Source organism: Enterobacter cloacae complex sp. P17RS (assembly GCF_014895885.1).
Taxonomy (GTDB): domain Bacteria; phylum Pseudomonadota; class Gammaproteobacteria; order Enterobacterales; family Enterobacteriaceae; genus Enterobacter; species Enterobacter bugandensis.
The window spans coordinates 62,304-86,119 of the sequence record NZ_JADBQK010000016.1; the positions used below are offsets into that span (position 1 = coordinate 62,304).

Consider the following 23,816-nt stretch of genomic DNA (forward strand, 5'->3'; position numbering starts at 1 on the left):
CTCAGACGGCCTTAGTTCAGTTCAATGGCGAAGTAGTCACGCGCATTGTTAAAGCAGATGTTTTTCACCATGTCGCCCAGCAGCTGGATATCCGCTGGCGCTTCACCCGCGTGCACCCAGCGGCCAATCATCTGGCACAGGATGCGGCGGAAATATTCATGACGGGTATAGGACAAGAAGCTGCGGCTGTCGGTCAGCATACCCACGAAACGGCTTAACAGACCGAGCTGCGCCAACTGCGTCATCTGACGCTCCATGCCGTCTTTCTGATCGTTGAACCACCAGCCGGATCCGAACTGCATCTTGCCCGGCATACCTTCGCCCTGGAAGTTGCCGACCATGGTGCCCAGCACTTCGTTATCGCGAGGGTTCAGGCAGTACAGAATGGTTTTCGGCAGCAGGTTTTGTTCGTTCTGTTTGCTCAGCAGTTTTGACAGCTCTTCCGCCAGCGGGCGGTCGTTGATGGAGTCAAAGCCCACGTCCGCGCCCAGCAGTTTGAACTGGCGCTGGTTGTTATTGCGCAGCGCGCCGATGTGGTACTGCTGTACCCAGCCGCGACGGGCGTATTCCGCGCCGAGAAACACCAGCACCGCGGTTTTGAACTGCGCTACTTCATGCTGGCTAAGCGATTCACCGGAGAGGCGACGCGCCAGGATGCTGTCCAGTTCGGCTTCGTTTGATTCCGCGAACAGCACCACGTCCAGCGCGTGGTCAGAGACTTTACAGCCGTGCGCCGCGAAGTGGTCCAGGCGTTTGGTCAGCGCGGTTTGCAGATCGACGAAACGACGGATGTCGGTATCGGACACTTCCGCCAGCTTCGCCATGTAGTCGGTGAAGGTGGCCTGTTCGATGTTGAAGGCTTTGTCCGGGCGCCAGCTTGGCAGCACTTTAATGTCAAAAGAGGCGTCTTTGGCGACAACGGCATGATGCTCCAGGGAGTCAATCGGATCGTCGGTGGTGCCCACCATCTTCACGTTCATCTGCTTCATGATGCCGCGCGCGGAGAAGTTATCCTGCGCCAGCAGTTCGTTGCACTGGTCCCAGATTTCATCCGCCGTAGCGGGAGAAAGCAGCTTGCCGGTGATACCAAACGGACGGCGTAGTTCGAGGTGCGTCCAGTGGTAAAGCGGGTTGCCGATAGTGTGCGGAACGGTCGCCGCCCAGGCGTCGAACTTCTCGCGATCGGTCGCGTCGCCGGTACACAGTCGCTCAGCCACGCCGTTGGTGCGCATTGCGCGCCATTTATAGTGGTCACCCTTCAGCCAGATATCATACAGGTTTTTGAAACGGTAATTTTCGGCAACCTGCTGCGGCGGTAAGTGGCAGTGGTAGTCGAAAATCGGCTGGTCTTTAGCGTAGTCGTGGTACAGGCGGCGGGCAAATTCGGTATCTAACAGAAAATCGTCGGTCATAAACGGCGTCATTATCGTCTTCCTCATTACGAGAGCGTCAGAAAGCGTATGTTCATATGCTGCAAAGTTATCACACCAATTTCCACCCACCGAAGCTTTTTTCGTGAGTGAGATCAATAAACGCTAACAAATAAATTACCCTCAATGGGGTAAACCCTTCTACAGGCCGCGCCGTTTCTGGCTTTGCGCGCGGCGATTAATGTCCCTACAAAGAATCATACATTTGTGATGTCACTCACCTTTTAAAGTTGTATGACAAGTTATCGTTTCGCCGTCGCAAACACTAAGCCGACGGAATGCGTTACCGGTGTGAGACACATCGGATTTAACGGTACGGATACCGACTTATGCACGCTTACTTATGGCAAGGTTCGGGCCGTTCCGGGACATTCTCCCGGCTACGCCCCTCCCGTTACACAACTGCTCCCGGCAACGGTTGAGAGGTTGCCGTGCTCTGGCGCGGAAATAACATAACGATGAGGTTTTAGATGCGTAAAATTAAAGGGTTACGTTGGTATATGATCGCACTGGTGACGCTGGGTACCGTGCTGGGCTACCTGACACGTAACACCGTGGCAGCCGCGGCGCCAACGTTGATGGAAGAGCTGCATATCTCCACGCAGCAATACTCTTACATCATCGCGGCCTATTCTGCCGCTTACACCGTCATGCAGCCTGTTGCTGGGTATGTTCTCGATATTCTGGGTACCAAAATCGGCTATGCCTTCTTCGCCATCGCCTGGGCGGTATTCTGCGGTGCAACCGCACTGGCAGGCAGCTGGGGCGGCCTGGCGCTGGCCCGTGGAGCGGTCGGTGCGGCAGAAGCCGCAATGATCCCGGCGGGGCTGAAAGCCAGCTCTGAGTGGTTCCCGGCAAAAGAGCGTTCCATCGCGGTGGGTTACTTCAACGTGGGCTCGTCCATCGGCGCAATGATTGCGCCGCCGCTGGTGGTGTGGGCCATCGTGATGCACAGCTGGCAGATGGCATTCATTATCTCTGGCGTGCTGAGCTTTGCCTGGGCAATGGCGTGGCTGGTTTTCTATAAACACCCGCGCGATCAGAAAAAACTCTCCGAGGAAGAACGCGAATACATTATTGGTGGTCAGGAAGCGCAGCATCAGACCAACAATGGCAAGAAGATGTCCGTCTGGCAGATCCTGGGCACCCGTCAGTTCTGGGGTATCGCCCTGCCGCGCTTCCTGGCTGAACCGGCCTGGGGCACCTTCAACGCGTGGATCCCACTGTTTATGTTTAAAGTCTACGGCTTTAACCTGAAAGAGATCGCGATGTTCGCCTGGATGCCAATGCTGTTTGCTGACCTGGGCTGTATCGTAGGCGGCTACCTGCCACCGCTGTTCCAGCGCTGGTTTGGGGTGAACCTGATCGTTTCCCGTAAGATGGTGGTGACCATGGGTGCTCTGCTGATGATTGGCCCGGGCATGATCGGCCTGTTTACCAGTCCGTATGTGGCTATCGCCCTGCTGTGCATCGGTGGATTTGCGCACCAGTCGCTCTCCGGCGCGCTGATTACGCTCTCGTCTGACGTCTTCGGTCGCAACGAAGTGGCCACCGCCAACGGCTTGACCGGTATGGCCGCGTGGACCGCAAGTACGATGTTCGCGCTGGTCGTCGGTGCGCTGGCTGATACCATCGGCTTCAGCCCGCTGTTCGCGGTGCTGGCAATCTTCGACCTGATGGGCGCGGTGGTTATCTGGACGGTGCTGAAAAGCAAATCCGCAGAGGAGCTGGCGAAAGAGTCTCTCGGGCGACCGGCTACGCAGAGTTAGCGAAAATGCGTTTCACCGAAGCCGCCCCCGGGCGGCTTTTTTAATGGCAAAATCTGGAGAGTATTCCGTGAAAGTGGTATAACAAATCATCTGCCGTACCCTGCCTGGAGCGCATATGGAAATCACCGAACCACGTCGTTTATATCAACAACTTGCTGCCGAGCTGAAAGATCGCATCGAGCAAGGGGTCTATCTTGTCGGTGATAAACTTCCCGCCGAGCGCTTTATCGCGGATGAAAAAAGCGTAAGCCGAACCGTGGTGCGCGAAGCGATTATCATGCTGGAAGTGGAAGGCTACGTTGAGGTACGCAAAGGTTCCGGCATTCACGTTATTTCTAATCAGCCTAAACACTCTCCGGTGGCGGATGAAAGTCTTGAATTCGCCAGCTACGGTCCGTTTGAGCTGCTCCAGGCTCGCCAGCTGATCGAAAGCAATATTGCCGAATTTGCCGCCACGCAGGTGACCAAGCAGGACATCATGAAGCTGATGGAGATTCAGGAGAACGCTCGCAAGGAAAAATGTTTCCGTGATTCCGAGTGGGACCTGCAGTTTCACGTTCAGGTCGCCCTGGCAACCCAAAATACAGCGCTGGCGGCAATCGTTGAGAAAATGTGGACTCAGCGCGTTCACAACCCGTACTGGAAAAAACTGCACGATCATATTGATTCGCGTACCGTGGACAACTGGTGTGACGACCACGATCAAATTCTTAAGGCGCTGATTCGTAAAGATCCCCACGCCGCGAAGCTCGCCATGTGGCAGCACCTGGAAAACACCAAGCAGATGCTCTTCAATGAAACCAGTGACGACTTCGAATTTAACGCTGACCGTTATCTTTTTGCCGATAATCCTGTCGTTCATCTCGATACGGCCCCGAGCGGCGCAAAATAGGCGACCTTTCTACCGGCAGGCGCTTCGCTGCGCCTCCCCGCCTGAATGGGTAAGCAAAACATATATAGTGTCAGCCTTTGTAAAATCCCTCGCTCACTTTCAGGGCTTACGCCAAAATCACCTCACCCTGCAAATTCTGTGACGCAGAACGTTGGGCTTTGTTACAATTGGATTCACTTCGTTATTTTGAAAGTTAGTGCTTGCTAACCAGCCAATTAACAGGGAACAGTGTTGGCCACACCGCAATGTGTCCGCGAGCGACCATAATGAAATCACAACAATGTCGCCGTGCTGTTTGTCCCGGATAACAGGCGAGACGTTAACCGATTTCCAGGAACACTGAATGGAACTTTTGACCCAACTGCTGCATGCCCTTTGGGCGCAGGATTTTGAAACGCTGGCCAACCCTTCCATGATTGGCATGCTCTATTTTGTCTTGTTTATGATTCTGTTCCTTGAGAATGGTTTGCTGCCTGCAGCCTTCTTGCCGGGTGACAGTTTGCTGGTGCTTGTCGGCGTGCTGTGTGCTAAAGGCGCAATGGCGTTCCCGCAAACCATTTTATTACTGACCGTCGCGGCCAGCCTTGGCTGCTGGGTGAGCTATATCCAGGGAAGATGGCTGGGCAATACCCGAATAGTACAGAACTGGCTTTCCCATCTGCCTGCGCACTATCACCAGCGGGCACACCACCTGTTCCATAAGCATGGGCTTTCCGCGCTGCTGATTGGCCGCTTTATCGCCTTTGTGCGCACCCTGCTGCCCACCATTGCCGGGCTGTCCGGGTTGAGCAGCGCACGCTTCCAGTTCTTCAACTGGATGAGCGGCCTGTTATGGGTTCTGATCCTGACGACGCTGGGCTATGCGCTGGGTAAGACGCCGGTCTTCATGAAATATGAAGATCAGCTGATGTCCTGCCTGATGCTGCTGCCTGTTGTTCTGCTGGTCTTCGGCCTGATCGGCTCGCTGGTTGTCCTGTGGAAGAAAAAATACGGAGCGCGAGGTTAACGATGTTTATCTCACCGCTCGCCATGCGCCGCTTTGCCTGCGCCTTTATTGCACTGGTGATGCTCAGCGCCGTACTGCTGGCCTGGAACACGCTTTCACATCAGGACGCTACGCTGGCCATTCGCCCGGTAAACCAGGGGGGCGGTGTGCCTGACGGTTTTTCTGTCTGGCATCATCTGGATGCAAACGGCATCCGCTTTAAAAGCATCACCCCGCAGGACGATGTTTTACTGATTAAGTTTGATTCCCGTGCGCAGAGCGCTGCCGCGAAAGCGGTTCTTGACCGTACGCTGCCGCACGGCTATATCATTGCCCAGCAGGAAGATGACAACCCGCCAGCCGCGTGGTTATCATTGATTCGCGATACGTCGCATCGGTTTGGATAACTTCCTGGATTCCGAATCTTTTCACTCACTTTGGTGAATCCCCCGTTTACTTACTATGCTTAAGTACGCGGAGCACCCCTCGAATGTACTCCGCATCATTTTGGATAGCGGCTAACCCCGCAGCACAATGGAAGGTTTCGATAATGAAATTCCGCATGACCCTGGCTCTGGCCCTTTTTTCTTTAAGCACAACGACCTTCGCAAACTCTCTCTGTCAGGAGAAAGAACAGGATATTCAGCGTGAGATCGGTTATGCCGAAAAGCATAACAATCAGCACCGTGTTGATGGTCTCAAAAAAGCGCTGAGCGAAGTGAAAGCGAACTGTTCAGACAGCAAGCTGCGTGCCGATCACCAAAAGAAAATCGCTGAACAGAAGGACGAGATAGCCGAGCGCCGTCAAGACCTGCAGGAAGCGAAAGAGAAAGGGGATGCGGAAAAAATTGCTAAGCGCGAGAAGAAGTTGAAAGAGGCGCAGGACGACCTGAAAGCGCTGGAAGCTCGCGATTATTGAGTTAACGGAAATCTCAACAGGAGAGAATCATGTCAAAAGATACGACGTCTGAACATCTGCGCGCTGAACTGAAATCCCTGGCCGATACCCTTGAAGAGGTGCTGAACTCCTCTGCCGATAAGTCGAAAGAAGAAGTAAGCAAGCTGCGCAGTAAAGCGGAGCAGGCGCTGAAAGAGAGCCGCTACCGCCTGGGTGAAACCGGTGATGCACTGGCGAAACAGACCCGTGAAGCGGCTGCGCGTGCAGATGAATATGTGCGCGACAATCCATGGACGGGAGTTGGTATTGGTGCCGCAGTGGGTGTGGTGCTGGGTGTCCTGCTGACGCGTCGTTGATATGGAAGATCCTCGTCACGCACAAGGGCCTGCTAATAACGTCCTCGGCATCGGCCAGCGTATTTTAACGACGCTGGTTGGGATTGCCGAAACGCGCGTCCGGCTGGCAGTGGTCGAACTGGAAGAGGAGAAAGCGAACCTCTTCCAGATGCTGCTGATGCTCGGGCTGACCATGCTCTTCGCCGCGTTTGGTCTGATGAGCCTGATGGTGTTAATCATCTGGGCCATTGACCCGCAGTATCGACTTAACGCGATGATTGCCACGACCGTCGTTCTGCTGGTCGCGGCGCTGATTGGCGGCATATGGACGATGCGTAAAGCGCGCAGGTCCACTTTCCTGCGCCACACGCGCCAGGAACTGGCTAACGATCGCGCCCTGCTGGAGGATGACAAGCCGTGAGCGATAAAGCGGAACGTCAGAAGCGAAAAGCGTACCTGTTAAGTCAGATCCAGCAGCAGCGGCTGGATCTGTCTGCCAGCCGCCGTGACTGGATCGACGCGACGCGACGGTTTGACCGTGGCTGGAATACCTTCCTGAGCCTGCGTTCGTGGGCGCTGGTCGGCAGCAGCGTGATGGCTATCTGGACGGTTCGTCATCCGAATATGCTCATCCGCTGGGCCCGACGCGGTTTTGGTGCCTGGAGCGCCTGGCGCCTGGTCAAAGCAACGCTGCGGCAACAACAGCTGCGGTGATAAACGCAAAACGGTAACTCAGGTTACCGTTTTTTGTTTTTGCCCTTCTCCCCGAGGGCCGAGGGCACCAGCGCGCACCTGCCCTTACTCAATATCTTTGAAGAAGATTGACAGTTTTCCTTGCTAACAATTGCTACCCGCCCCGTTTACACTCCTCTCCATCGACAGCAGAGCCGCGGTATCTACCCGGAATTGCAGACAAATAATGTTCAGCCGCTTATGTGGTTTCCTGGAGAGTAAAATGAAAAAATTAGAAGATGTTGGTGTACTGGTCGCGCGTATTCTGATGCCAATTCTGTTTATCGTGGCAGGCTGGGGCAAAATTACCGGTTATGCGGGTACCCAGCAGTATATGGAAGCCATGGGCGTTCCGGGGTTCCTGCTGCCGCTGACCATTCTGCTTGAGTTTGGCGGCGGCCTGGCGGTTCTGTTCGGCTTCCTGACCCGCACCACCGCGCTGTTTACCGCAGGCTTCACCTTGCTGACCGCGTTCCTGTTCCACAGCAACTTTGCTGAAGGCGTGAACTCACTGATGTTTATGAAAAACCTGACCATCGCGGGTGGCTTCCTGCTGCTGGCGATCACCGGCCCAGGCGCATACAGCATCGACCGCGTTCTGAATAAGAAATGGTAAGCACGCTATACTGAGTAAACACAAAGCGAGGAGACATCTCCTCGCTTTTGCTATCTGACGGAGGAGTAAAAAATGGGACAACTCGTAGACGGCGTCTGGCAGGATGTCTGGTATGACACCAAATCCACCGGTGGACGCTTTAAGCGCTCTGTTTCGGCCTTCCGTAACTGGCTGACCGCCGACGGCGCACCCGGCCCGAGTGGCGAAGGGGGCTTTGCGGCGGAGAAAGATCGTTATCATCTGTACGTTTCTCTTGCCTGCCCGTGGGCCCACCGCACACTGATCGTGCGCAAGCTAAAAGGCCTCGAATCCTTCATTCCGGTTTCAGTCGTCAACCCGTTGATGCTGGAAAACGGCTGGACGTTCGACAGTGATTTCCCCGCTGCGACCGGTGATGACCTGTATCACCACGATTTCCTCTACCAGCTCTATCTGCGCGCCGATCCGCACTACACCGGACGCGTGACCGTGCCGGTGCTGTGGGACAAGAAAAACCAGACGATCGTCAGCAATGAGTCCGCGGAAATCATCCGCATGTTCAATACCGCGTTTGATGCGCACGGCGCCCGCGCCGGGGATTACTACCCGGTTGAACTGCGCGATAAGATTGACGAGCTGAACAGCTGGATTTACGACAACGTCAACAACGGTGTCTATAAGGCCGGTTTCGCCACCAGCCAGGAAGCCTATGACGAAGCGGTCGGAAAGGTGTTTGAATCGCTGGAGCGCCTGGAGCAGATCCTGGGCCAGCATCGCTACCTGACGGGCGATCGCCTGACGGAAGCGGACATTCGCCTGTGGACCACGCTGGTTCGCTTTGACCCGGTCTATGTCACCCACTTTAAGTGCGATAAACACCGCATCAGCGACTACCTGAACCTGTATGGTTTCCTGCGAGACATCTACCAGATGCCGGGGATCGCGGAGACGGTCGATTTTGACCATATTCGCACCCACTATTTCCGCAGCCACAAGACCATCAACCCGACGGGCATCATCTCCATTGGCCCGTGGCAGGATCTGGATGAACCGCACGGGCGCGACGTGCGTTTCGGATAATTATTTAGGGAATCAATTGATTCCCTTTTTTAATTCACAGCATACATCTATCCTTACCTCGATCGCTTAGAAAACAAGTGATTGACTGATTAAGAGGCAAGGAAAATGGACTGGTATTTAAAAGTACTGCGCAACTACGTTGGATTTGGTGGCCGCGCCCGCCGCAAAGAGTACTGGATGTTCGTTCTGGTGAACTTCGTCCTGATTATGGTGCTGGGCATCGTGGATAAAATCCTCGGCTGGGAGCGCGCCGGCGGTGAAGGCGTACTCACTACGATTTATGGCTTGCTGGTTTTGCTGCCTTCATGGGCCGTGCTGTTTCGTCGTCTCCACGACACCGATCGTTCGGCGTGGTGGCTGCTGTTGCTGTTAATCCCGCTTGTCGGCTGGATCGTGATTTTAATTTTCAACTGTCAGAGCGGGACGCCGGGCGAAAACCGCTTTGGTCCGGATCCTAAGATCGGCGCGTAAATTACTGCCCGGTGGCGCTTACGCTTACCGGGCCTGCTCGCTTATTTGTTGTGATGCGCAAAGAGCTTTGGAATTTCGCGCAGGCACCACGATTTGGCTTCGCCCATGCTGTCGCGGCGCCACGCCATAATAATGTCCACTTCGCTGGTGTACTCCGGGCTCACCACCCTTAGTCGCCCTTCCGCAATATCTTTTTCCACAAACGGGTAGGGCATCGTCGCCACGCCCAAACCGGCCAGCAGCGCCTGCCGCTTGTTTTCCAGTGACGTGACCGTCAGACGCGGCTGTTTATCCAGCAGCTGGACCGTCAGCACCGGACGCTCACGCGCGGTATCCGCCACCGCCACGCCGCGGTACTTCACGCGCGTCACTTCAGAGAGCGGCTCCGGCTCCTGGTGAATCGGGTGATCCGGCGCGGCGACGTAAACGTTCATGACGCTGTAGAGCTTGCGCGAGTTGATTTCTGACGATGAGCGGAAATGCATGTCAGGCGCAATGACGATATCCGCCCTGCCCGTCTCCAGACGCTCCCACGCCCCGGCCAGCACCTCGGTGATGATCGACAGCTGCGTATTGGCCTTCGCCGCCAGGCGGTCTACCAGAGGGAACAGCGCTTCGGTCGGCACCAGCGCTTCGGTGACTAACGTCAGGTGGGTTTCCCAGCCTCGCGCCAGCGCTTCGGCGTCCGTGGTGAGCTTGTCCGCCGCTTCCAGCAGCACGCGACCTCGCTCCAGCAGCATCCGCCCCACGTTGGTGAATTTTGTTCGATGACCGGAGCGATCGAAGAGCACGACGTCCAGCTCTTCCTCCAGTTTTTGCATGGTGTAGCTTAGCGCAGACGGAACGCGCCCCAGTTCATCTGCCGCCGCGGCAAAGCTGCCGCGCCGGTCAATCGCGTCCATGACGCGAAGCGCCTCAAGCGTCAATGCTCTCTCTTTAGCCATCTCGTTCTCATTCAGGAAATTTGAACATACCAGGCAGAATATCTGGCTAACAATGCAGCGTCCATACCTTTACCATTGTTTTAGTGTAAAGAGAGGTCAAGTTTATGATTACGACAAGAACAGCGAAACAGTGCGGACAAGCCGATTTCGGTTGGCTGCAGGCCCGCTACACCTTTTCCTTTGGACACTACTTTGACCCTAAACTCCTCGGTTACGCTTCACTGCGCGTGTTGAACCAGGAAGTGCTCGCCCCGGGCGCCTCCTTCCAGCCGCGTACGTATCCGAAAGTCGATATCCTGAACCTGATCCTGGAAGGCGAGGCAGAATACCGCGACAGCGAGGGCAATCATGTCCAGGCAAAGGCTGGCGAAGCGTTGTTAATTTCCACGCAGCCGGGCATCAGCTACAGCGAGCATAACCTCAGCAAAGACAAAACGCTGACGCGCATGCAGCTGTGGCTCGACGCCTGCCCTGAGCGAGAAAACCCGCTGGTGCAGAAAATAGATCTGAAGGGCGATAAACAGCAGCTGATTGCCTCGCCTGACGGCAGCAAGGACAGCCTGCAGCTGCGACAGCAGGTATGGCTGCACCATATCGAACTGAAAAAAGGTGAACAGGCAAGCTTCCAGCTGCACGGCCCGCGCGCCTATTTGCAGTCCATTCACGGTACGGTGCATGCGGTAACGCACGCGGAAGAGAAAGAAGCGCTCACCTGCGGCGACGGGGCGTTTATTCGTGACGAAGCGAATATCACCCTGGTGGCGGATACGCCGCTGCGCGCGCTGCTGATTGATTTGCCGGTGTAAGAGTTGCTCGATCGGTCCCTCTCCCCTTTGGGAAGAGGGACGAATGCCAATCGCTACACCTTACTCGCCATAATCTCAATAATCTGCCGGTCCGTTGCCTGCATTGAGCGGCACGCCAGCGCGCACAGGTTAGAGATAGACTGCTCCACGTCGTGCGCTACAATCCCCTCGTTGCCCGTCACGCCCGACTCATCCAGCGCCATCATCACGGCTTTCCAGGCGCTGGTGACGCTGGTCGAGACTTTCATGGCGCAGCTGTTAGACGCCCCGTCGCAGATCATCCCGCTGACGTCACCGATCATACTGCCGATGGCCATTGCAATCGTCTGATAGCTTCCGCCCAACAGCCACGCCATCCCTGCGGCGGCCCCCATACCGGCCGTTGTCGCCGCACACAGCGCGGACAAACGCGGAAGCTGGTAATGGATGTAGATAGCCGACAGATGCGAGAGCATCAGCGCCCGCGCCAGCCGTTCGTCATCGGCCTGAACATGTTCAGCGACCACGACAACCGGCATGGTGGCTGTAATTCCCTGATTCCCGGAGCCCGAGTTGCTCATCGCCGGCAGCGTCGCGCCCCCCATGCGGGCATCCGAGGCCGCACTGGTGCGGATAACGATGTCTGAACCCAGATCCTGCGCCATCCATCCGCGTGCGCGCTGCTTAATGAGGGTGGCGCCAATGTGTAGCCCCCACTTCCCGCTAAGCCCTTCACGAGAGAGCGCGTCGTTCAGTTGCCCTGCTTCCAGGATAAAGCGGATCGCCTCGAACGGTACCTGTTCGACAAACTCCAGGATCTGCGAGAGCGTGGTGTTTGACAGTACAGCCAGCGGATCGTTACTTACCTCGGCCTGCCGCTCGTCAAGACTGAAGCGCGTTTCGCCGTGACAAACCACCTCCACCACGCGGGTATGTCCGCCCGCAATGGTCACCATGGCCGAGGCCTCACCGGCGTAGACGCAGGCACGTGAATAGAGGATCTCATCGCACGGCTCCTGCAATTTCACCTGCACCAGACCGGCGTTAAGCATTGCTTTGGCCCGCGCCAGCGCATCGGCGGTGACATCTTTCAGCACCTCCAGCCCCGCCTGCGCATTGCCACCGATGGCACCCAGCGCCGCCGCAATGGGCAACCCGACCATGCCGGTGCCCGGCACCGTTACGCCAAGCCCGTTCTTCATCAGATTCGGCGATACCCACGCCTCAATCTTCGTGACGTCGCCAGGCAGTTGCTCTGCGGCAATCGCACAGGCAAGGGCCAGAGAAACGGGCTCGGTGCACCCCAGCGCAGGCTTAACTTCTTCCTGCACTACGCGAATAAATTGATTCCATAAAGGATGAGTTTGCTCAGACATCGTTACGACCTTATTTGCCCTCAGGAAAATGCGAGGAAAGGAGAAACACAAAGCAGCAGCCCGGTGATGACAATAATCACCAGCGATACGCCCTTATATTTATGCAGCGCCGGTACCTTGTAGACCAGCCACGCAGGGATCAGGCAGCCCACCATGCCGAAGATGGGGCTACAGATAGAGGTGAAGCTCAGTACCGGCGCGTTTAACACGATCGCGCTCCAGGCCAGCAGGATAGCGAACAGCATGATCCCGCGCTGGACGATGCTTTCATTAATACGTTCAGCCGGCATTTTACGGCGCAGGATATTCATCACGATCCCCTGCGTGGCTTCGCGGAAGCCGAGATAGACGCCGAAGAAGGCGGTCATCACGGCAAAAATATTGAGGATCACGCTGACGATTTTGACCCAGCCCGCGCCGTCGCCGCTGATAAACTGCGCCGCAATCGCCAGGGCGGAAATGTTCTGCTCGTAGGCTTTCACCGCTTCGTCGTGTCCCATCGCCAGGGTGAAAGAGACGGCGTAGAAGAAGACCGTGACAAACAGTATGCCAAAGGCGATATTCATCGCCCGCAGCGCCTTATGACGCGCCACCTCAACGGATTTTTCCCGTGAACGATAGGAAATCACCATCGGGCTTAATGTCTGGATAAACAGAATGGAGGTTAAGGTAAAGGGCAGCGTAATAATGGCATTTTTTATCAGCAACCCCATCGGCGGCAGCATACCGACGTTGGCTAAATGCCAGAGGCCGATCATTGAAAGCCCCAGCGCCGCCACCACAAATAATTTGGTCAGCACCATCAGGCTGGAGACTTTAAACAGCAGCTTTTCACCGCGCGAAGAGATGGCGACCAGAATACAGATCAGGAATAAGCCGTAGAAGGGATTTTCCGACAGCAACCCCTCGGTGACCCCGAAGGTGTGCAAATAGGATGCGCTGTCGTTGGTGATAGCCGTGGAATAGACAAACATCCAGATGACCAGCATCACGAAATAAAGTGCACCTAATAAGATGCCCCAGTTTTTACCTAAATAACCGCTAATCACGCTCGGGTAGTCTTTACATTCCGGGGATTCCGCCAGCGTATTAATAAATAATCGCTGGAAGAGGTACATGGCCGGATAGCCAATTATCGATGAGAGCAAAAAGACCCACAGCCCCATTAATCCAACCTGCACCGGAAGAAAAACGATTCCCGCGCCGATAGCCATCCCGATACTCATGATGACCCAGCCCGTGTCGGTGCTGTCGAATTTGATCGCCTCTCGCCATTCGCTTTCGCTCATTCCCGCCCGCCTTGCCGCAGGGGAATCACTCACAATCACACTGCTGTTTGTTGCCATATTCATTGGGCACTCGCTTATTTTGTAGGGTAAACCATTGTTTTTATTAGGTTCCGATCGCCAGCGATTGCGAGTCAGAGAGCAGCAGGTGTTTGTTATTGGTGTGAGGAAATCATAGCCGGAGCAAGGGAGAAAAAAGTCACAAGTTTTATAGGGATTTCCTGACACTGGAGGAAAAATTGCTACTGGAGGTGGAAACGAGGAGGGTATTTTCTAAATGTGACAATATTCACGAAATTAAAAGCCTCCTCTAAGGAGGAGGCACAATGGCAATTGGAATTACATCGCTTGCGTAAACGTCCGCGAAATCACGTCCTGCTGCTGCTCGCGCGTCAGAGCGTTAAACCGTACTGCATAGCCGGATACGCGAATTGTCAGGTTCGGGTAGTTCTCCGGATGGGTAATGGCATCCAGCAGCATTTCCCGGTTCATGACGTTGACGTTCAGGTGCTGCCCGCCCTCAATAGACGCTTCGTGATGGAAGTACCCATCCAGCAGCCCCACCAGGTTGGTTTTGCGCACCAGTTCATCTTTGCCCAGCGCCTGCGGCACAATGGAGAAGGTATAGGAGATCCCGTCTTTCGCGTAGGTAAACGGCAGCTTGGCGACCGACGTTAGCGAAGCCACCGCCCCTTTCCTGTCGCGACCGTGCATCGGGTTGGCGCCAGGCGCAAACGGCGTGCCGCCGCGGCGTCCGTCCGGCGTGTTGCCCGTTTTCTGGCCGTAGACCACGTTGGAGGTGATAGTCAGGATCGACTGAGTCGGCACCGCGTTGCGATACGTCGGCAGCGCCTGGATCTTCTTCATAAAACGCTCCACCAGGTCGCAGGCGATGCTGTCCACGCGATCGTCATTATTGCCGTACTGCGGATAGTCCCCTTCGATGACGAAGTCCACCGCCAGGCCGGTGTGGTCGCGCACTGGTTTCACCGTGGCGTATTTAATCGCCGACAGGGAATCCGCCGCCACCGACAGCCCGGCAATGCCGCAGGCCATGGTGCGATAGACGTCACGATCGTGCAGCGCCATCAGCGACGCTTCGTAGCTGTACTTATCATGCATGTAGTGAATGAGATTCAGCGCGCTGATGTATTGCACCGCCAGCCAGTCCATAAAGTGGTCGAGGCTCGCCATCACGGTGTCGTAATCCAGCACCTCATCCAGCAGCGGCTCGGTTTTCGGGCCGACCTGGATCTTCAGCTTCTCGTCCACCCCGCCGTTGATCGCGTACAGCAGCGTTTTAGCAAGGTTGGCGCGTGCGCCAAAGAACTGCATCTGCTTGCCGATCACCATCGGGCTGACGCAGCAGGCAATGGCGTAGTCGTCGCTGTTGAAGTCGGCGCGCATAAGATCGTCGTTCTCATACTGCAGCGACGAGGTGACGATCGACACCTGCGCGGCGTATTTCTTAAACGCGATCGGCAGCTGTTCAGACCAGAGGATCGTCAGGTTCGGCTCCGGCGCGGGCCCCATGGTATGAAGGGTATGCAGGTAGCGGAAGCTGTTTTTTGTCACCAGCGTACGGCCATCCAGCCCCATGCCGCCGATCACTTCCGTGGCCCAGATCGGATCGCCGGAGAAGAGCGTGTCGAACTCCGGCGTGCGCAGGAAGCGCACCATGCGGATCTTCATGATGAAGTGGTCGATCAGCTCCTGGGCCTGCACCTCGTTAAGCCGCCCCGCCTGCATGTCGCGTTCAATGTAGATATCAAGGAACGAGGCCGTGCGCCCCAGCGACATCGCCCCGCCGTTCTGGGATTTCACTGCGGCAAGGTAGGCAAAATAGACCCACTGCACCGCTTCCTGCGCGTTCATCGCCGGACGTGAAATATCAAAGCCATAGTTCGCCGCCATCTGCTGGATCTGCAGCAACGCACGCCTGTGCTCCGCCAGCTCTTCGCGCAGGCGGATCGTCGCCTCCAGATCTTCGCCGCGCTCCAGCCTGCCCTGCAGATCGGCAAACTGCAGTTCACGCTCGCGCACCAGATAGCTGATGCCGTACAGCGCCACACGGCGGTAATCGCCGATAATGCGCCCGCGCCCGTAGCCGTCCGGCAGACCGGTCAGCACGCCAGATTTACGGCAGCGCATCATCTCCGGGGAGTAAACGTCAAACACGCCCTGGTTGTGGGTTTTACGCAGGTCGGTAAACAGGTATTCGAACTGCGGATCCATTTCCCGCCCGTAGGCTTCGAACGAGCTGCGGATCATGTTGATCCCGCCGTACGGATGCAGGGCGCGCTTGAGCGGCTTGTCGGTTTGCAGGCCGACGATCGTCTCAAGATCCTGGTCGATGTAGCCCGGTCCGTGGGCGGTAATGGTGGTGGCAATGTTGGTGTCGAAATCCACCGGGGCGTGGGTGGCATTCTCCTGGCGAATGCCGACCATCACCTTCTGCCACAGCGCCGTCGTTGCTGGCGTCGCCTGCGCGAGGAAAGCTTCATCGCCTTCATAAGGGGTGTAGTTATGCTGAATAAAATCGCGGACGTTAACGGCGTTTTTCCATTCTTCACCGCGAAACCCGGCCCATGCGTCGCTGTAGGGCGCGACGCCCGTATCGATTGTTACTTTCATCAGATTCTCGCTTTATCAGGCGTAAGCCGCAGCCGGGATGACCTTCCCAAGACGGAGGGCGTCCAGCGCGATCATTTTTTCTTCGTTGGTAGGGATAACCGCGCAGGTCACGCGGGACGACTCGGTGGAGATGACGCGCGCACCCGCGCTGCCCGGCAGAGCGTTTTTCGCCTCGTCGAGCGCGATGCCAAACACCTTCAGATGTTCCGCCACCAGCGCGCGGATCAGCGTGGAGTTTTCACCGATGCCGCCAGTGAAGATCACGCCATCCAGACGGTGCAGAGACGCGGCGTGACCGGCGATATGCCGCGCTATGCGGTGGACAAAGGTCTTTATCGCCAGCTGCGCCCGGTCATTGCCGTCATGCCAGGCTTTCTCCAGCGCGCGTAAATCGGAGGAGATACCGGAGATGCCAAGCAACCCGGACTCTTTGTTGACCACGCGCTCCAGATCCTCGAACGACTGGCCGGTCTGCTGGGCAATCCACGCCATTGCGCCGAAGTCCACGTCGCCGCAGCGCGTGCCCATCACCAGCCCCTCCAGCGGCGTCATCCCCATTGAGGTATCGACGCTTTTACTGTTGCGCACCGCGCAGATGGACGCCCCGTTGCCGAGATGGGCAATCACCAGGCCGCTGTCATCGGATGACAGCCCGAGGAGCGCGTGTGCCTGCGCGGACACGTAGCGGTGAGAGGTGCCGTGGAAACCGTAGCGGCGCACGCCCAGCTCTTCAAAATAGCGGTACGGCAGACCGTACAGATACGCCTGCGGCGCCATGGTCTGGTGGAAGCTGGTGTCAAATACCGCCACCTGCTGCACGCCGGGGAACAGGCGCTCTGCAGCTTCCACGCCGCTCAGGTTGGCGTAGTTATGCAGCGGCGCCAGCGGGGAAACCAGGCGGATCTGCTCAATGACCTCTTCCGTGATGAGGGTCGACTCGCTGAAGAGATCGCCGCCGTGAGCGATGCGGTGGCCAATCAGGGCCACGCTGCTCATCAGGTCGCGTTTCTCCAGCTCGAGGGCGATGGCGGCCAGCGCCCCTTCGTAGTCCTGGTGAGCCAGTCTGACTGGCTCACCCCCGTTCACGGAAATAAAGGCTTTTTCAGTGTTGATACCATCCGCAATGCCCGTCAGCAGGGCATCGCAGCCTGCTGCGTCCAGCACCGAAAACTTAACGGAGGACGATCCGCAGTTAATAACCAGTACTACCGGAAATTCAGTCATGTGTTACTCCGCTCTTCCTGAGCTTTGGGTTAGAACAGTTTGTAAACGATATTCAGAATGGTCAGCAGGCCGACCACGGTCACGAAGATGTTCTCGGTCCGCCCTTTGTATTTCGCCAGCGCGGGCGCTTTACGAATGGCGTACATCGGCAGCAGACACAGCAGAGAGGCGATAATTGGCGCCCCCATGGCTTCGATAAGGTCGAGAATGTTCGGGTTGGCGTAGGCCACAATCCAGGTGGAGCCCATGATGAAAATCATGCTGATGGTGTTCAGCTTACCGACGGAGACGTTCTTCTTATCGCCCTTGTAGCCGAACTTGAGGATCAGGCCGTTCAGCCCCTCCAGCGTGCCCAGGTAGTGGCCGAAGAAGGATTTAAAGATAGCGACCAGCGCGATGATGGAGGCGCCGTATTCCAGCACCGTGGCGAACGTGGATTTACTGCCCGACATCGAGGCAAAGTGGTTCGCCAGGTAAGAGAGCACCGGAATGTTCTGCGCTTTGGCATCCGCCATGTTCTGCGGAGAGAGCGTAAACAGGCAGCTAAAGGCGAAGAACATCACCACCGCCACCATCAGCAGGCTGGCGCGACCGATGATTTTGGAACATTTCTGCTCGGTGAATGCTTTCCCGAACTCCGGCTCGTACTCTTCGCGCTTGGAGACCACAAACGAGGAGACGATGGGCGAGAAGTTAAAGGAGAAGACCATGATGGAGATCCCCAGCCACACCGTGACCAGAATGCCGTCATGACCGGTAAAGGCGATATCGCTCAGGTTGACCTGGTCGATCACCGCCGAGTTCCAGTACGGGATCAGCGACAGGGAAATCAGCACCAGGCTGGCAATGAACGGGAACACCAGGTAGCTCATCACCTTCACCATCAAGTCTTTCCCGAACCAGATCACAAAGGCCATCAGCAGCAGCAGGAACAGCGCCACCACGCCGCGGTTCAGCGCAGGCATCTGGAGCTGGTTTTCCCAGAAGGTCATAAAGGTGTTAGTAATGGTGACGCCGTAAATCCACAGCAGCGGGCAAATGGCGAAGAAGTAGAGGAAGGTGATCACCACCCCACCGGTTTTCCCGAAGTGCTCTTCCACCGTCTCGGTGATGTTGCCAGAGACGTTGCTGCCGGACAAACAGAGGCGCGCCAGCGCGCGGTGGCAGTAAAACGCAATCGGGAAGGCGAGTACCAGCATCAGCAGGATGGGGATCAGTCCGCCAAAGCCTGCGCGAATGGGAAAGAACAGCACGCCTGCGCCAATGGCGGTACCAAACAGGCCGAGCGTCCATGTGGTGTCAGACTTACGCCAGGAGGACGTTTTTGTCTGGCCAACGATAATGCTTTCTGTGTTGCTCATAGGTCACCTTTATGCGTCAACGAAGCCGGTAATTTGGGAAACACGGGAGAGATCGATATTGCCGCCGGAAATAATGCAGACGGTTTTACGGCCCTGAATATAGGGGTCAAGCTTGCCGCTTAATAACGCCGCGCAGGCCAGCGCGCCCGCACCTTCCGTCACCACTTTATTTCGCTGAATAAGGGCAATCATGCTGTTGCGAATATCGTCTTCGCTCACCAGCACAATGTCATCGACCAGTTCACGAACAATTTCGAAGGTTAATTTACCCGGACGAGACACGTCGCAGCCGTCGGCTAATGTGCCGGTAACGCGATGGTTGGTTATTTCTCCGGCCTGCCAGGAAGCCGCCATGCCGTGAACGTTTTCAGACTGTACGCCGATAATATTGATTGTCGGGTTGATGGATTTAATTGCCGTTGCAATACCGGCAATTAAGCCGCCGCCGCCGATAGGGACAATCACGTTATCCACGTCGTAAAGATCTTCGAGAATTTCGAGGCCGATGGTGCCCTGCCCGGCAATGACTTTCGCATCGTCATAAGGCGGAATAAATATGCGCCCCTCCATCTCGACGATTTCGCTCACCTTAGCGATGGTGTCGTTGAAGTTCTCGCCGTGCAGCACCACTTCGGCAGAGTAGTCGCGGGTAGCGGCGACCTTGGATTTTGGCGCGCCCATCGGCATCACCACTTTGCCGTCGATACCGAGCATGGCGCAGGAGAGCGACACCCCCTGAGCGTGATTACCTGCGGAGCAGGCCACCACCCCTTTGCGTTTTTCTGCATCCGTCAGCGAACTTAACTTATTAAACGCCCCGCGTATTTTAAACGAACCGGTACGCTGCATATTTTCAAATTTCAGGAATATCTCACCCTTACAGCGTTCGCTGAGATAATTTGAGCGCGGCATGCCGGTTTTATAAATTTTCCCCGCCAGGCGTTTTCTGGCGTCCTGAATATCTTCAATGGTCACCGGGAGATCGTAGGTAATGTGCATAATATCCTCGTTATAATAATTCATTCTTTTCAGGCAAAGTCAGGGTATCAGAGCGTTAAAAAGCGTCGCTCCGGGTGTTTTAAAACTTAATTATTTCTATCGTCGTTTATCGATATCCATCGACGAATATTGTTTTGCCAGTTCAACTAATACTGACGCCGATTTTTTAATACTGTAATTTTTCGACCACACGGCGGCATAGCGCGCCACGGGTAATTCATCCTCCACCGGCAGGACGATAAACTGGTCCGAGCCGAACGGCGCAATCATGTCGCGGGGGATCACCGTCAGGTAATCGGCATTAAGGACAAGGTTATAGATAGTGACGACGGAATCGGTCTGGACGATGTTTTCAATGCTGATGTGGTTGTCTTGCAGGGTGGTCAGGAGTTCGTTGTAGTAGCCCATATCGGTTTGCGGCATCACCCACTGCTCGTGCGTAAGTGATGCCAGTCTGGTCGGGCCGGTGCACGTTCGTGATTTACTCGCCACCAGCACAAACTCGGATTCAAACAGTGGCTCAACGTGAAGATCCTGAAGCAACATTCCGTCGCTCAGCGTGCCGATGGCAAAATCCAGCCGACCGTCGCGAATGGCGGGCAGGAATGAAGAGAGCTGCGCTTCATACATGGAGACGCGCGCTTTCGGGAACACTTCCCTGAATTTTTTGATCATCTCAGACAGGAAGGTGAAGCCAATCAGCGACGGATAGCCAAAGGAGACGTCCATGACGGTACTAAAACTGAGGCTGTTGATTTCGCTCACCATGTTTTTCATTTCGCGGGTGATCGACTCAGCGTATGACAGCAGCACCTGACCAGCGGCAGTAAGTTTTACGCCGGTGTTTTTACGCACCATCACTTCCACCCCGAAGTAGGATTCGATGTCGCTGATGATTTTGCTGACGGCGGGTTGCGTCAGGCCTAGTTGTCTTGCGGCAGAACCTATGGAGCCACTTTTAATGACTTCCTGAAATACCACGAGGTGCTGAGTTTTCGGTAGAATAATAGTATTCATAATATTCTGCGCTTATTTCCCTATGACGCAGCGGATTCTACCCAATAATGTTTCAGGGGGTATGTGCTGTTACTCACAATTTGCTTCCCCGCGCATTTTACGGGCACAACAAGAACCTAAAAAACACTTTACAATCAATATCATACGAAATTAAAAGCACACCATTACGCTGATATCGATCAATAAAATCAGCAGTAATAAATTTATTTTATGGCGATAACCTTGATAAATTTCTCTGCGTTAAATAAATCAATAAAGACGAACTTTCAGACAATTAAAGACCAATAAATAACCGTTATTCCTTTTAAACATTCTTTCAAATTATCAAATTTTGCAGAGGATTTTTGGACAGCTTTTTATAAACAGTGGAATACGTCACACATTCATAGCCTGAATGTTTTTAATTTCAATATGTTTATATCAAATAAGAAAATATTTTCGATCGTTCAGTTAACATTCGCAACAAATTAACAATACTGTAAATTCACCATTTTTTAGGGTGAAATTTTGTGATAACGATCGTTTGCGGTAGGCATAGCGATGCCAGAAAGGGTCATGCAGTGAAATGTGCTTAATGTCGCAAATATGAGAATTGATGTCGTTTGTGCGAGTTGCCGGGTGGCGATGCGCATACCTGGGCTACGAAACCCTAAAAGCAAAAACCCCGCCGAAGCGGGGTTCTGGAAGAAGTTGAAGCTGACCGATAAGCCGGGTTCTGTCGTGGACAGTCATTCATCTAGGCCAGCAATCGCTCACTGGCTCAAGCAGCCTACCCGGGTTCAGTACGGGCCGTACCATGTGAACCCCTATTTGGCCTTGCTCCGGGTGGAGTTTACCGTGCCACGGACTGTTACCAGCCGCGCGGTGCGCTCTTACCGCACCCTTTCACCCTTACCTGATCCCGCTTGCGCGGGCCATCGGCGGTTTGCTCTCTGTTGCACTGGTCGTGGGTTTCCCCCCCAGGCGTTACCTGGCACCCTGCCCTATGGAGCCCGGACTTTCCTCCCCTCCGCCCGTCTCCCCCGAAAGGGACGACGATGAAGCGGCGACTGTCTGGTCAGCTTCGGCGCGCAGTATAGAGGGTTTGCGCGCCGCTGTCACCCTCAGGTGCGGGCAAGATGCTATTAACGCGCCACTTCCACCTTCGCCAGTTTTTCGTAGTAGCACGCAATCGCGCTGTGATCGGCCGTGCCCAGGCCATCCGCACGCAGCGCCTGCATCATCTCCATAACCGCAGCGGTCAGCGGCAGCTGTGCACCCACGCCGTGAGACGTATCCAGCGCGTTCGCCAGATCTTTGATGTGCAGATCAATGCGGAAACCGGGTTTGAAATTACGATCCATCACCATCGGCGCTTTGGCATCCAGCACCGTACTGCCCGCCAGACCGCCACGGATTGCCTGATAAACCAGGTCCGGATTGACGCCCGCCTTCGTTGCCAGCGTCAGCGCTTCAGACATGGCGGCAATGTTCAGCGCCACAATCACCTGGTTCGCGAGCTTGGTAACGTTGCCCGCGCCAATGTCTCCGGTATGCACTACGGAGCCTGCCATCGCTTTCATCAGGTCATAGTATTTATCGAACACGGCCTTATCGCCGCCCACCATCACCGACAGGGTACCGTCGATGGCTTTCGGCTCGCCGCCGCTGACGGGCGCATCCAGCATCTCTACGCCCTTCGCTTTTAACGCCTCGCTGATTTCACGGCTCGCGAGCGGGGCGATAGAGCTCATATCAATCAGCACCAGGCCCGGCTTCGCACCCTCGATGATGCCGTTCTCCCCAAGCGCGACCTCTTTGACGTGAGGGGAATTTGGCAGCATGGTGATGATGACATCGCACTGCTCAGCAATGGCTTTAGGGGTAGTAGCTGTTTCCGCGCCCGCCGCCATCACCTCAGCCACAGACTGTGGATTGTGATCGGATACCACCAGTGAGTAACCCGCTTTAATCAGGTTCTTACTCATTGGTTTACCCATGATCCCAAGACCAATAAAACCCACTTTCAGCGTCATAATCTGTTTCCTCAATGATGGTTATTTTTTAAAAGCGTCCGCTAATTTCTGCGTCGCTGAGCGGAACACGCCGAGGTCGCTGCCGACGGCAACGAACGTGGCTCCCCACTCCAGGTAGCGGCGGGCATCGGCTTCAACCGGCGCCAGAATGCCGCACGGTTTGCCGTGCGCTTTGGCGCGGGCAAAGATGTGCTGGATTGCGCGCTGTACGTCCGGGTGGCTGGCGTTGCCCAGATGCCCAAACGCCGCAGCCAGATCGCTTGGACCGACGAAAATACCGTCCACGCCGTCTGTGGCTGCAATCGCATCGACGTTATCAACGCCCTGCTGGCTTTCAATCTGAACCAGAATAGTGATGTTGCTATTGGACTGGGCGAAATAGTCCGGCACGGTGCCAAACATGTTGGCGCGGTGCGATACCGAGACGCCGCGGATCCCTTCCGGCGGATAGCGCGTTGAGGCCACGGCCAGCGCCGCCTGTTCTTCCGTTTCCACAAACGGGATCAGGAAATTGTAGAAACCGATATCCAGCAGACGCTTGATAATCACCGGCTCGTTAGTTGGCACGCGCACCACCGGAGTGCTGGGGCTACCTTTCAGCGCCATCAGCTGCGGAATAAAGGTGCTGATATCGTTCGGCGCGTGTTCGCCGTCCAGCACCAGCCAGTCGAATCCGGCCAGGCCTAACACTTCGGTGCTGATAGGGTTTGCCAGCGCGGACCAACAGCCAATCTGAATCTGGTGCGCCGCGAGGGCAGCTTTAAACTTATTCGGGAAGATATCGTTATTCATCACTTAACCCTTTTTTAATTCCGCTGTTTTAGCCAGTAATATTTATTCCAGAACAGATTCTTTATATTTATTTCTCTGACTGAATGGTGGCGTTATAAAATCGTCATTCAGTATAATCGGCTCTACACGTCAGCACATTGTTTTGATGCTCAAGTATTGCGCTACATCTCAACGCTATTTTGAGCATATGCACAAA

General features: G+C 55.4%; 23 protein-coding genes and 1 other RNA gene. 12 read left to right on the forward strand and 12 right to left on the reverse strand.

The features are described 5' to 3' along the window. Positions 1-11 precede the first annotated feature (11 nt). A complete protein-coding gene (gene uxaC, locus IM265_RS13335; RefSeq protein ID WP_193031373.1) occupies positions 12-1,424 on the reverse strand; it encodes a glucuronate isomerase in 1,413 nt (470 codons plus the stop codon). A 476-nt stretch (positions 1,425-1,900) separates the two neighbouring features. Here uxaC and IM265_RS13340 point away from each other — a divergent pair, with 476 nt between their 5' ends. The 11 genes from IM265_RS13340 (at position 1,901) to IM265_RS13390 (ending at position 9,187) form a co-directional block, all read left to right on the forward strand. Then, positions 1,901-3,199: an MFS transporter gene (locus IM265_RS13340; RefSeq protein WP_028014505.1), complete on the forward strand. Its 1,299-nt coding sequence runs from the start codon at positions 1,901-1,903 to the stop codon at positions 3,197-3,199. Positions 3,200-3,314: 115 nt separating this feature from the next. Further along, complete coding sequence (gene exuR, locus IM265_RS13345; RefSeq protein WP_028014506.1) at positions 3,315-4,091, forward strand: transcriptional regulator ExuR; 777 nt, start codon at positions 3,315-3,317, stop codon at positions 4,089-4,091. 343 nt (positions 4,092-4,434) lie between these two features. Continuing rightward, positions 4,435-5,097, forward strand: a complete 663-nt coding sequence (gene yqjA, locus IM265_RS13350; RefSeq protein ID WP_008503144.1) for a DedA family general envelope maintenance protein YqjA — start codon at positions 4,435-4,437, stop codon at positions 5,095-5,097. 2 nt (positions 5,098-5,099) lie between these two features. Then, on the forward strand, positions 5,100-5,483 hold the full coding sequence (gene mzrA / locus IM265_RS13355; protein WP_193031371.1) for an EnvZ/OmpR regulon moderator MzrA: 384 nt from the start codon (positions 5,100-5,102) through the stop codon (positions 5,481-5,483). A 143-nt stretch (positions 5,484-5,626) separates the two neighbouring features. Beyond that, positions 5,627-5,995, forward strand: coding sequence for a DUF1090 domain-containing protein (locus IM265_RS13360; protein ID WP_028014508.1), 369 nt, complete (start codon positions 5,627-5,629; stop codon positions 5,993-5,995). Between the two features lie 29 nt (positions 5,996-6,024). Beyond that, positions 6,025-6,330 carry a YqjD family protein gene (locus IM265_RS13365; RefSeq protein ID WP_008503141.1) on the forward strand — a complete coding sequence of 102 codons (306 nt, stop codon included), beginning with the start codon at positions 6,025-6,027 and terminating at the stop codon, positions 6,328-6,330. Between the two features lies 1 nt (position 6,331). Then, positions 6,332-6,730, forward strand: a complete 399-nt coding sequence (locus IM265_RS13370; protein WP_041907961.1) for a phage holin family protein — start codon at positions 6,332-6,334, stop codon at positions 6,728-6,730. Beyond that, positions 6,727-7,023, forward strand: coding sequence for a YqjK-like family protein (locus IM265_RS13375; RefSeq protein WP_014885330.1), 297 nt, complete (start codon positions 6,727-6,729; stop codon positions 7,021-7,023). The genes IM265_RS13370 and IM265_RS13375 overlap by 4 nt, the downstream gene beginning before the upstream one ends. A 241-nt stretch (positions 7,024-7,264) precedes the next feature. Beyond that, on the forward strand, positions 7,265-7,657 hold the full coding sequence (locus IM265_RS13380; RefSeq protein ID WP_042716298.1) for a DoxX family protein: 393 nt from the start codon (positions 7,265-7,267) through the stop codon (positions 7,655-7,657). A gap of 72 nt (positions 7,658-7,729) precedes the next feature. After that, positions 7,730-8,716 (forward strand): glutathione S-transferase family protein, encoded by a 987-nt coding sequence (locus IM265_RS13385; RefSeq protein ID WP_048999509.1) that lies wholly within the window; start codon positions 7,730-7,732, stop codon positions 8,714-8,716. A gap of 105 nt (positions 8,717-8,821) precedes the next feature. Further along, complete coding sequence (locus IM265_RS13390) at positions 8,822-9,187, forward strand: DUF805 domain-containing protein (RefSeq protein WP_028014511.1); 366 nt, start codon at positions 8,822-8,824, stop codon at positions 9,185-9,187. 41 nt (positions 9,188-9,228) lie between these two features. Here IM265_RS13390 and yhaJ read toward each other — a convergent pair whose 3' ends face one another. Beyond that, on the reverse strand, positions 9,229-10,131 hold the full coding sequence (gene yhaJ / locus IM265_RS13395; RefSeq protein WP_041907956.1) for a DNA-binding transcriptional regulator YhaJ: 903 nt from the start codon (positions 10,129-10,131) through the stop codon (positions 9,229-9,231). 104 nt (positions 10,132-10,235) lie between these two features. On the opposite strand from yhaJ, the gene IM265_RS13400 reads away from it, so the two are divergent. Further along, entirely contained in the window at positions 10,236-10,937 is a 702-nt protein-coding gene (locus IM265_RS13400; protein WP_028014512.1) for a pirin family protein, read from the forward strand. Between the two features lie 53 nt (positions 10,938-10,990). On the opposite strand, the gene IM265_RS13405 is transcribed toward IM265_RS13400, so the two are convergent. The 10 genes from IM265_RS13405 to garL form a co-directional block, all read right to left on the reverse strand. Then, on the reverse strand, positions 10,991-12,292 hold the full coding sequence (locus tag IM265_RS13405) for a serine dehydratase subunit alpha family protein (protein ID WP_193031369.1): 1,302 nt from the start codon (positions 12,290-12,292) through the stop codon (positions 10,991-10,993). 20 nt (positions 12,293-12,312) lie between these two features. Next, a complete protein-coding gene (locus IM265_RS13410) occupies positions 12,313-13,644 on the reverse strand; it encodes an amino acid permease (RefSeq protein WP_041907950.1) in 1,332 nt (443 codons plus the stop codon). Positions 13,645-13,917: 273 nt separating this feature from the next. After that, complete coding sequence (pflB, locus tag IM265_RS13415; RefSeq protein ID WP_193031367.1) at positions 13,918-16,212, reverse strand: formate C-acetyltransferase; 2,295 nt, start codon at positions 16,210-16,212, stop codon at positions 13,918-13,920. Positions 16,213-16,227: 15 nt separating this feature from the next. Continuing rightward, positions 16,228-17,436 (reverse strand): propionate kinase, encoded by a 1,209-nt coding sequence (tdcD, locus tag IM265_RS13420; protein WP_193031365.1) that lies wholly within the window; start codon positions 17,434-17,436, stop codon positions 16,228-16,230. Between the two features lie 29 nt (positions 17,437-17,465). Continuing rightward, positions 17,466-18,797: a threonine/serine transporter TdcC gene (gene tdcC, locus IM265_RS13425; protein ID WP_047367071.1), complete on the reverse strand. Its 1,332-nt coding sequence runs from the start codon at positions 18,795-18,797 to the stop codon at positions 17,466-17,468. A 9-nt stretch (positions 18,798-18,806) separates the two neighbouring features. Then, positions 18,807-19,796 (reverse strand): bifunctional threonine ammonia-lyase/L-serine ammonia-lyase TdcB, encoded by a 990-nt coding sequence (gene tdcB, locus IM265_RS13430; protein ID WP_047367120.1) that lies wholly within the window; start codon positions 19,794-19,796, stop codon positions 18,807-18,809. Between the two features lie 96 nt (positions 19,797-19,892). Then, positions 19,893-20,813: a transcriptional regulator TdcA gene (tdcA, locus tag IM265_RS13435; RefSeq protein ID WP_028014518.1), complete on the reverse strand. Its 921-nt coding sequence runs from the start codon at positions 20,811-20,813 to the stop codon at positions 19,893-19,895. A 688-nt stretch (positions 20,814-21,501) separates the two neighbouring features. Continuing rightward, positions 21,502-21,878, reverse strand: an RNA gene (gene rnpB, locus IM265_RS13440) — RNase P RNA component class A. 59 nt (positions 21,879-21,937) lie between these two features. Beyond that, positions 21,938-22,828: a 2-hydroxy-3-oxopropionate reductase gene (gene garR, locus IM265_RS13445; RefSeq protein WP_041907938.1), complete on the reverse strand. Its 891-nt coding sequence runs from the start codon at positions 22,826-22,828 to the stop codon at positions 21,938-21,940. A gap of 21 nt (positions 22,829-22,849) precedes the next feature. Beyond that, a complete protein-coding gene (gene garL / locus IM265_RS13450; protein ID WP_028014520.1) occupies positions 22,850-23,620 on the reverse strand; it encodes a 2-dehydro-3-deoxyglucarate aldolase in 771 nt (256 codons plus the stop codon). Positions 23,621-23,816: the final 196 nt, after the last annotated feature.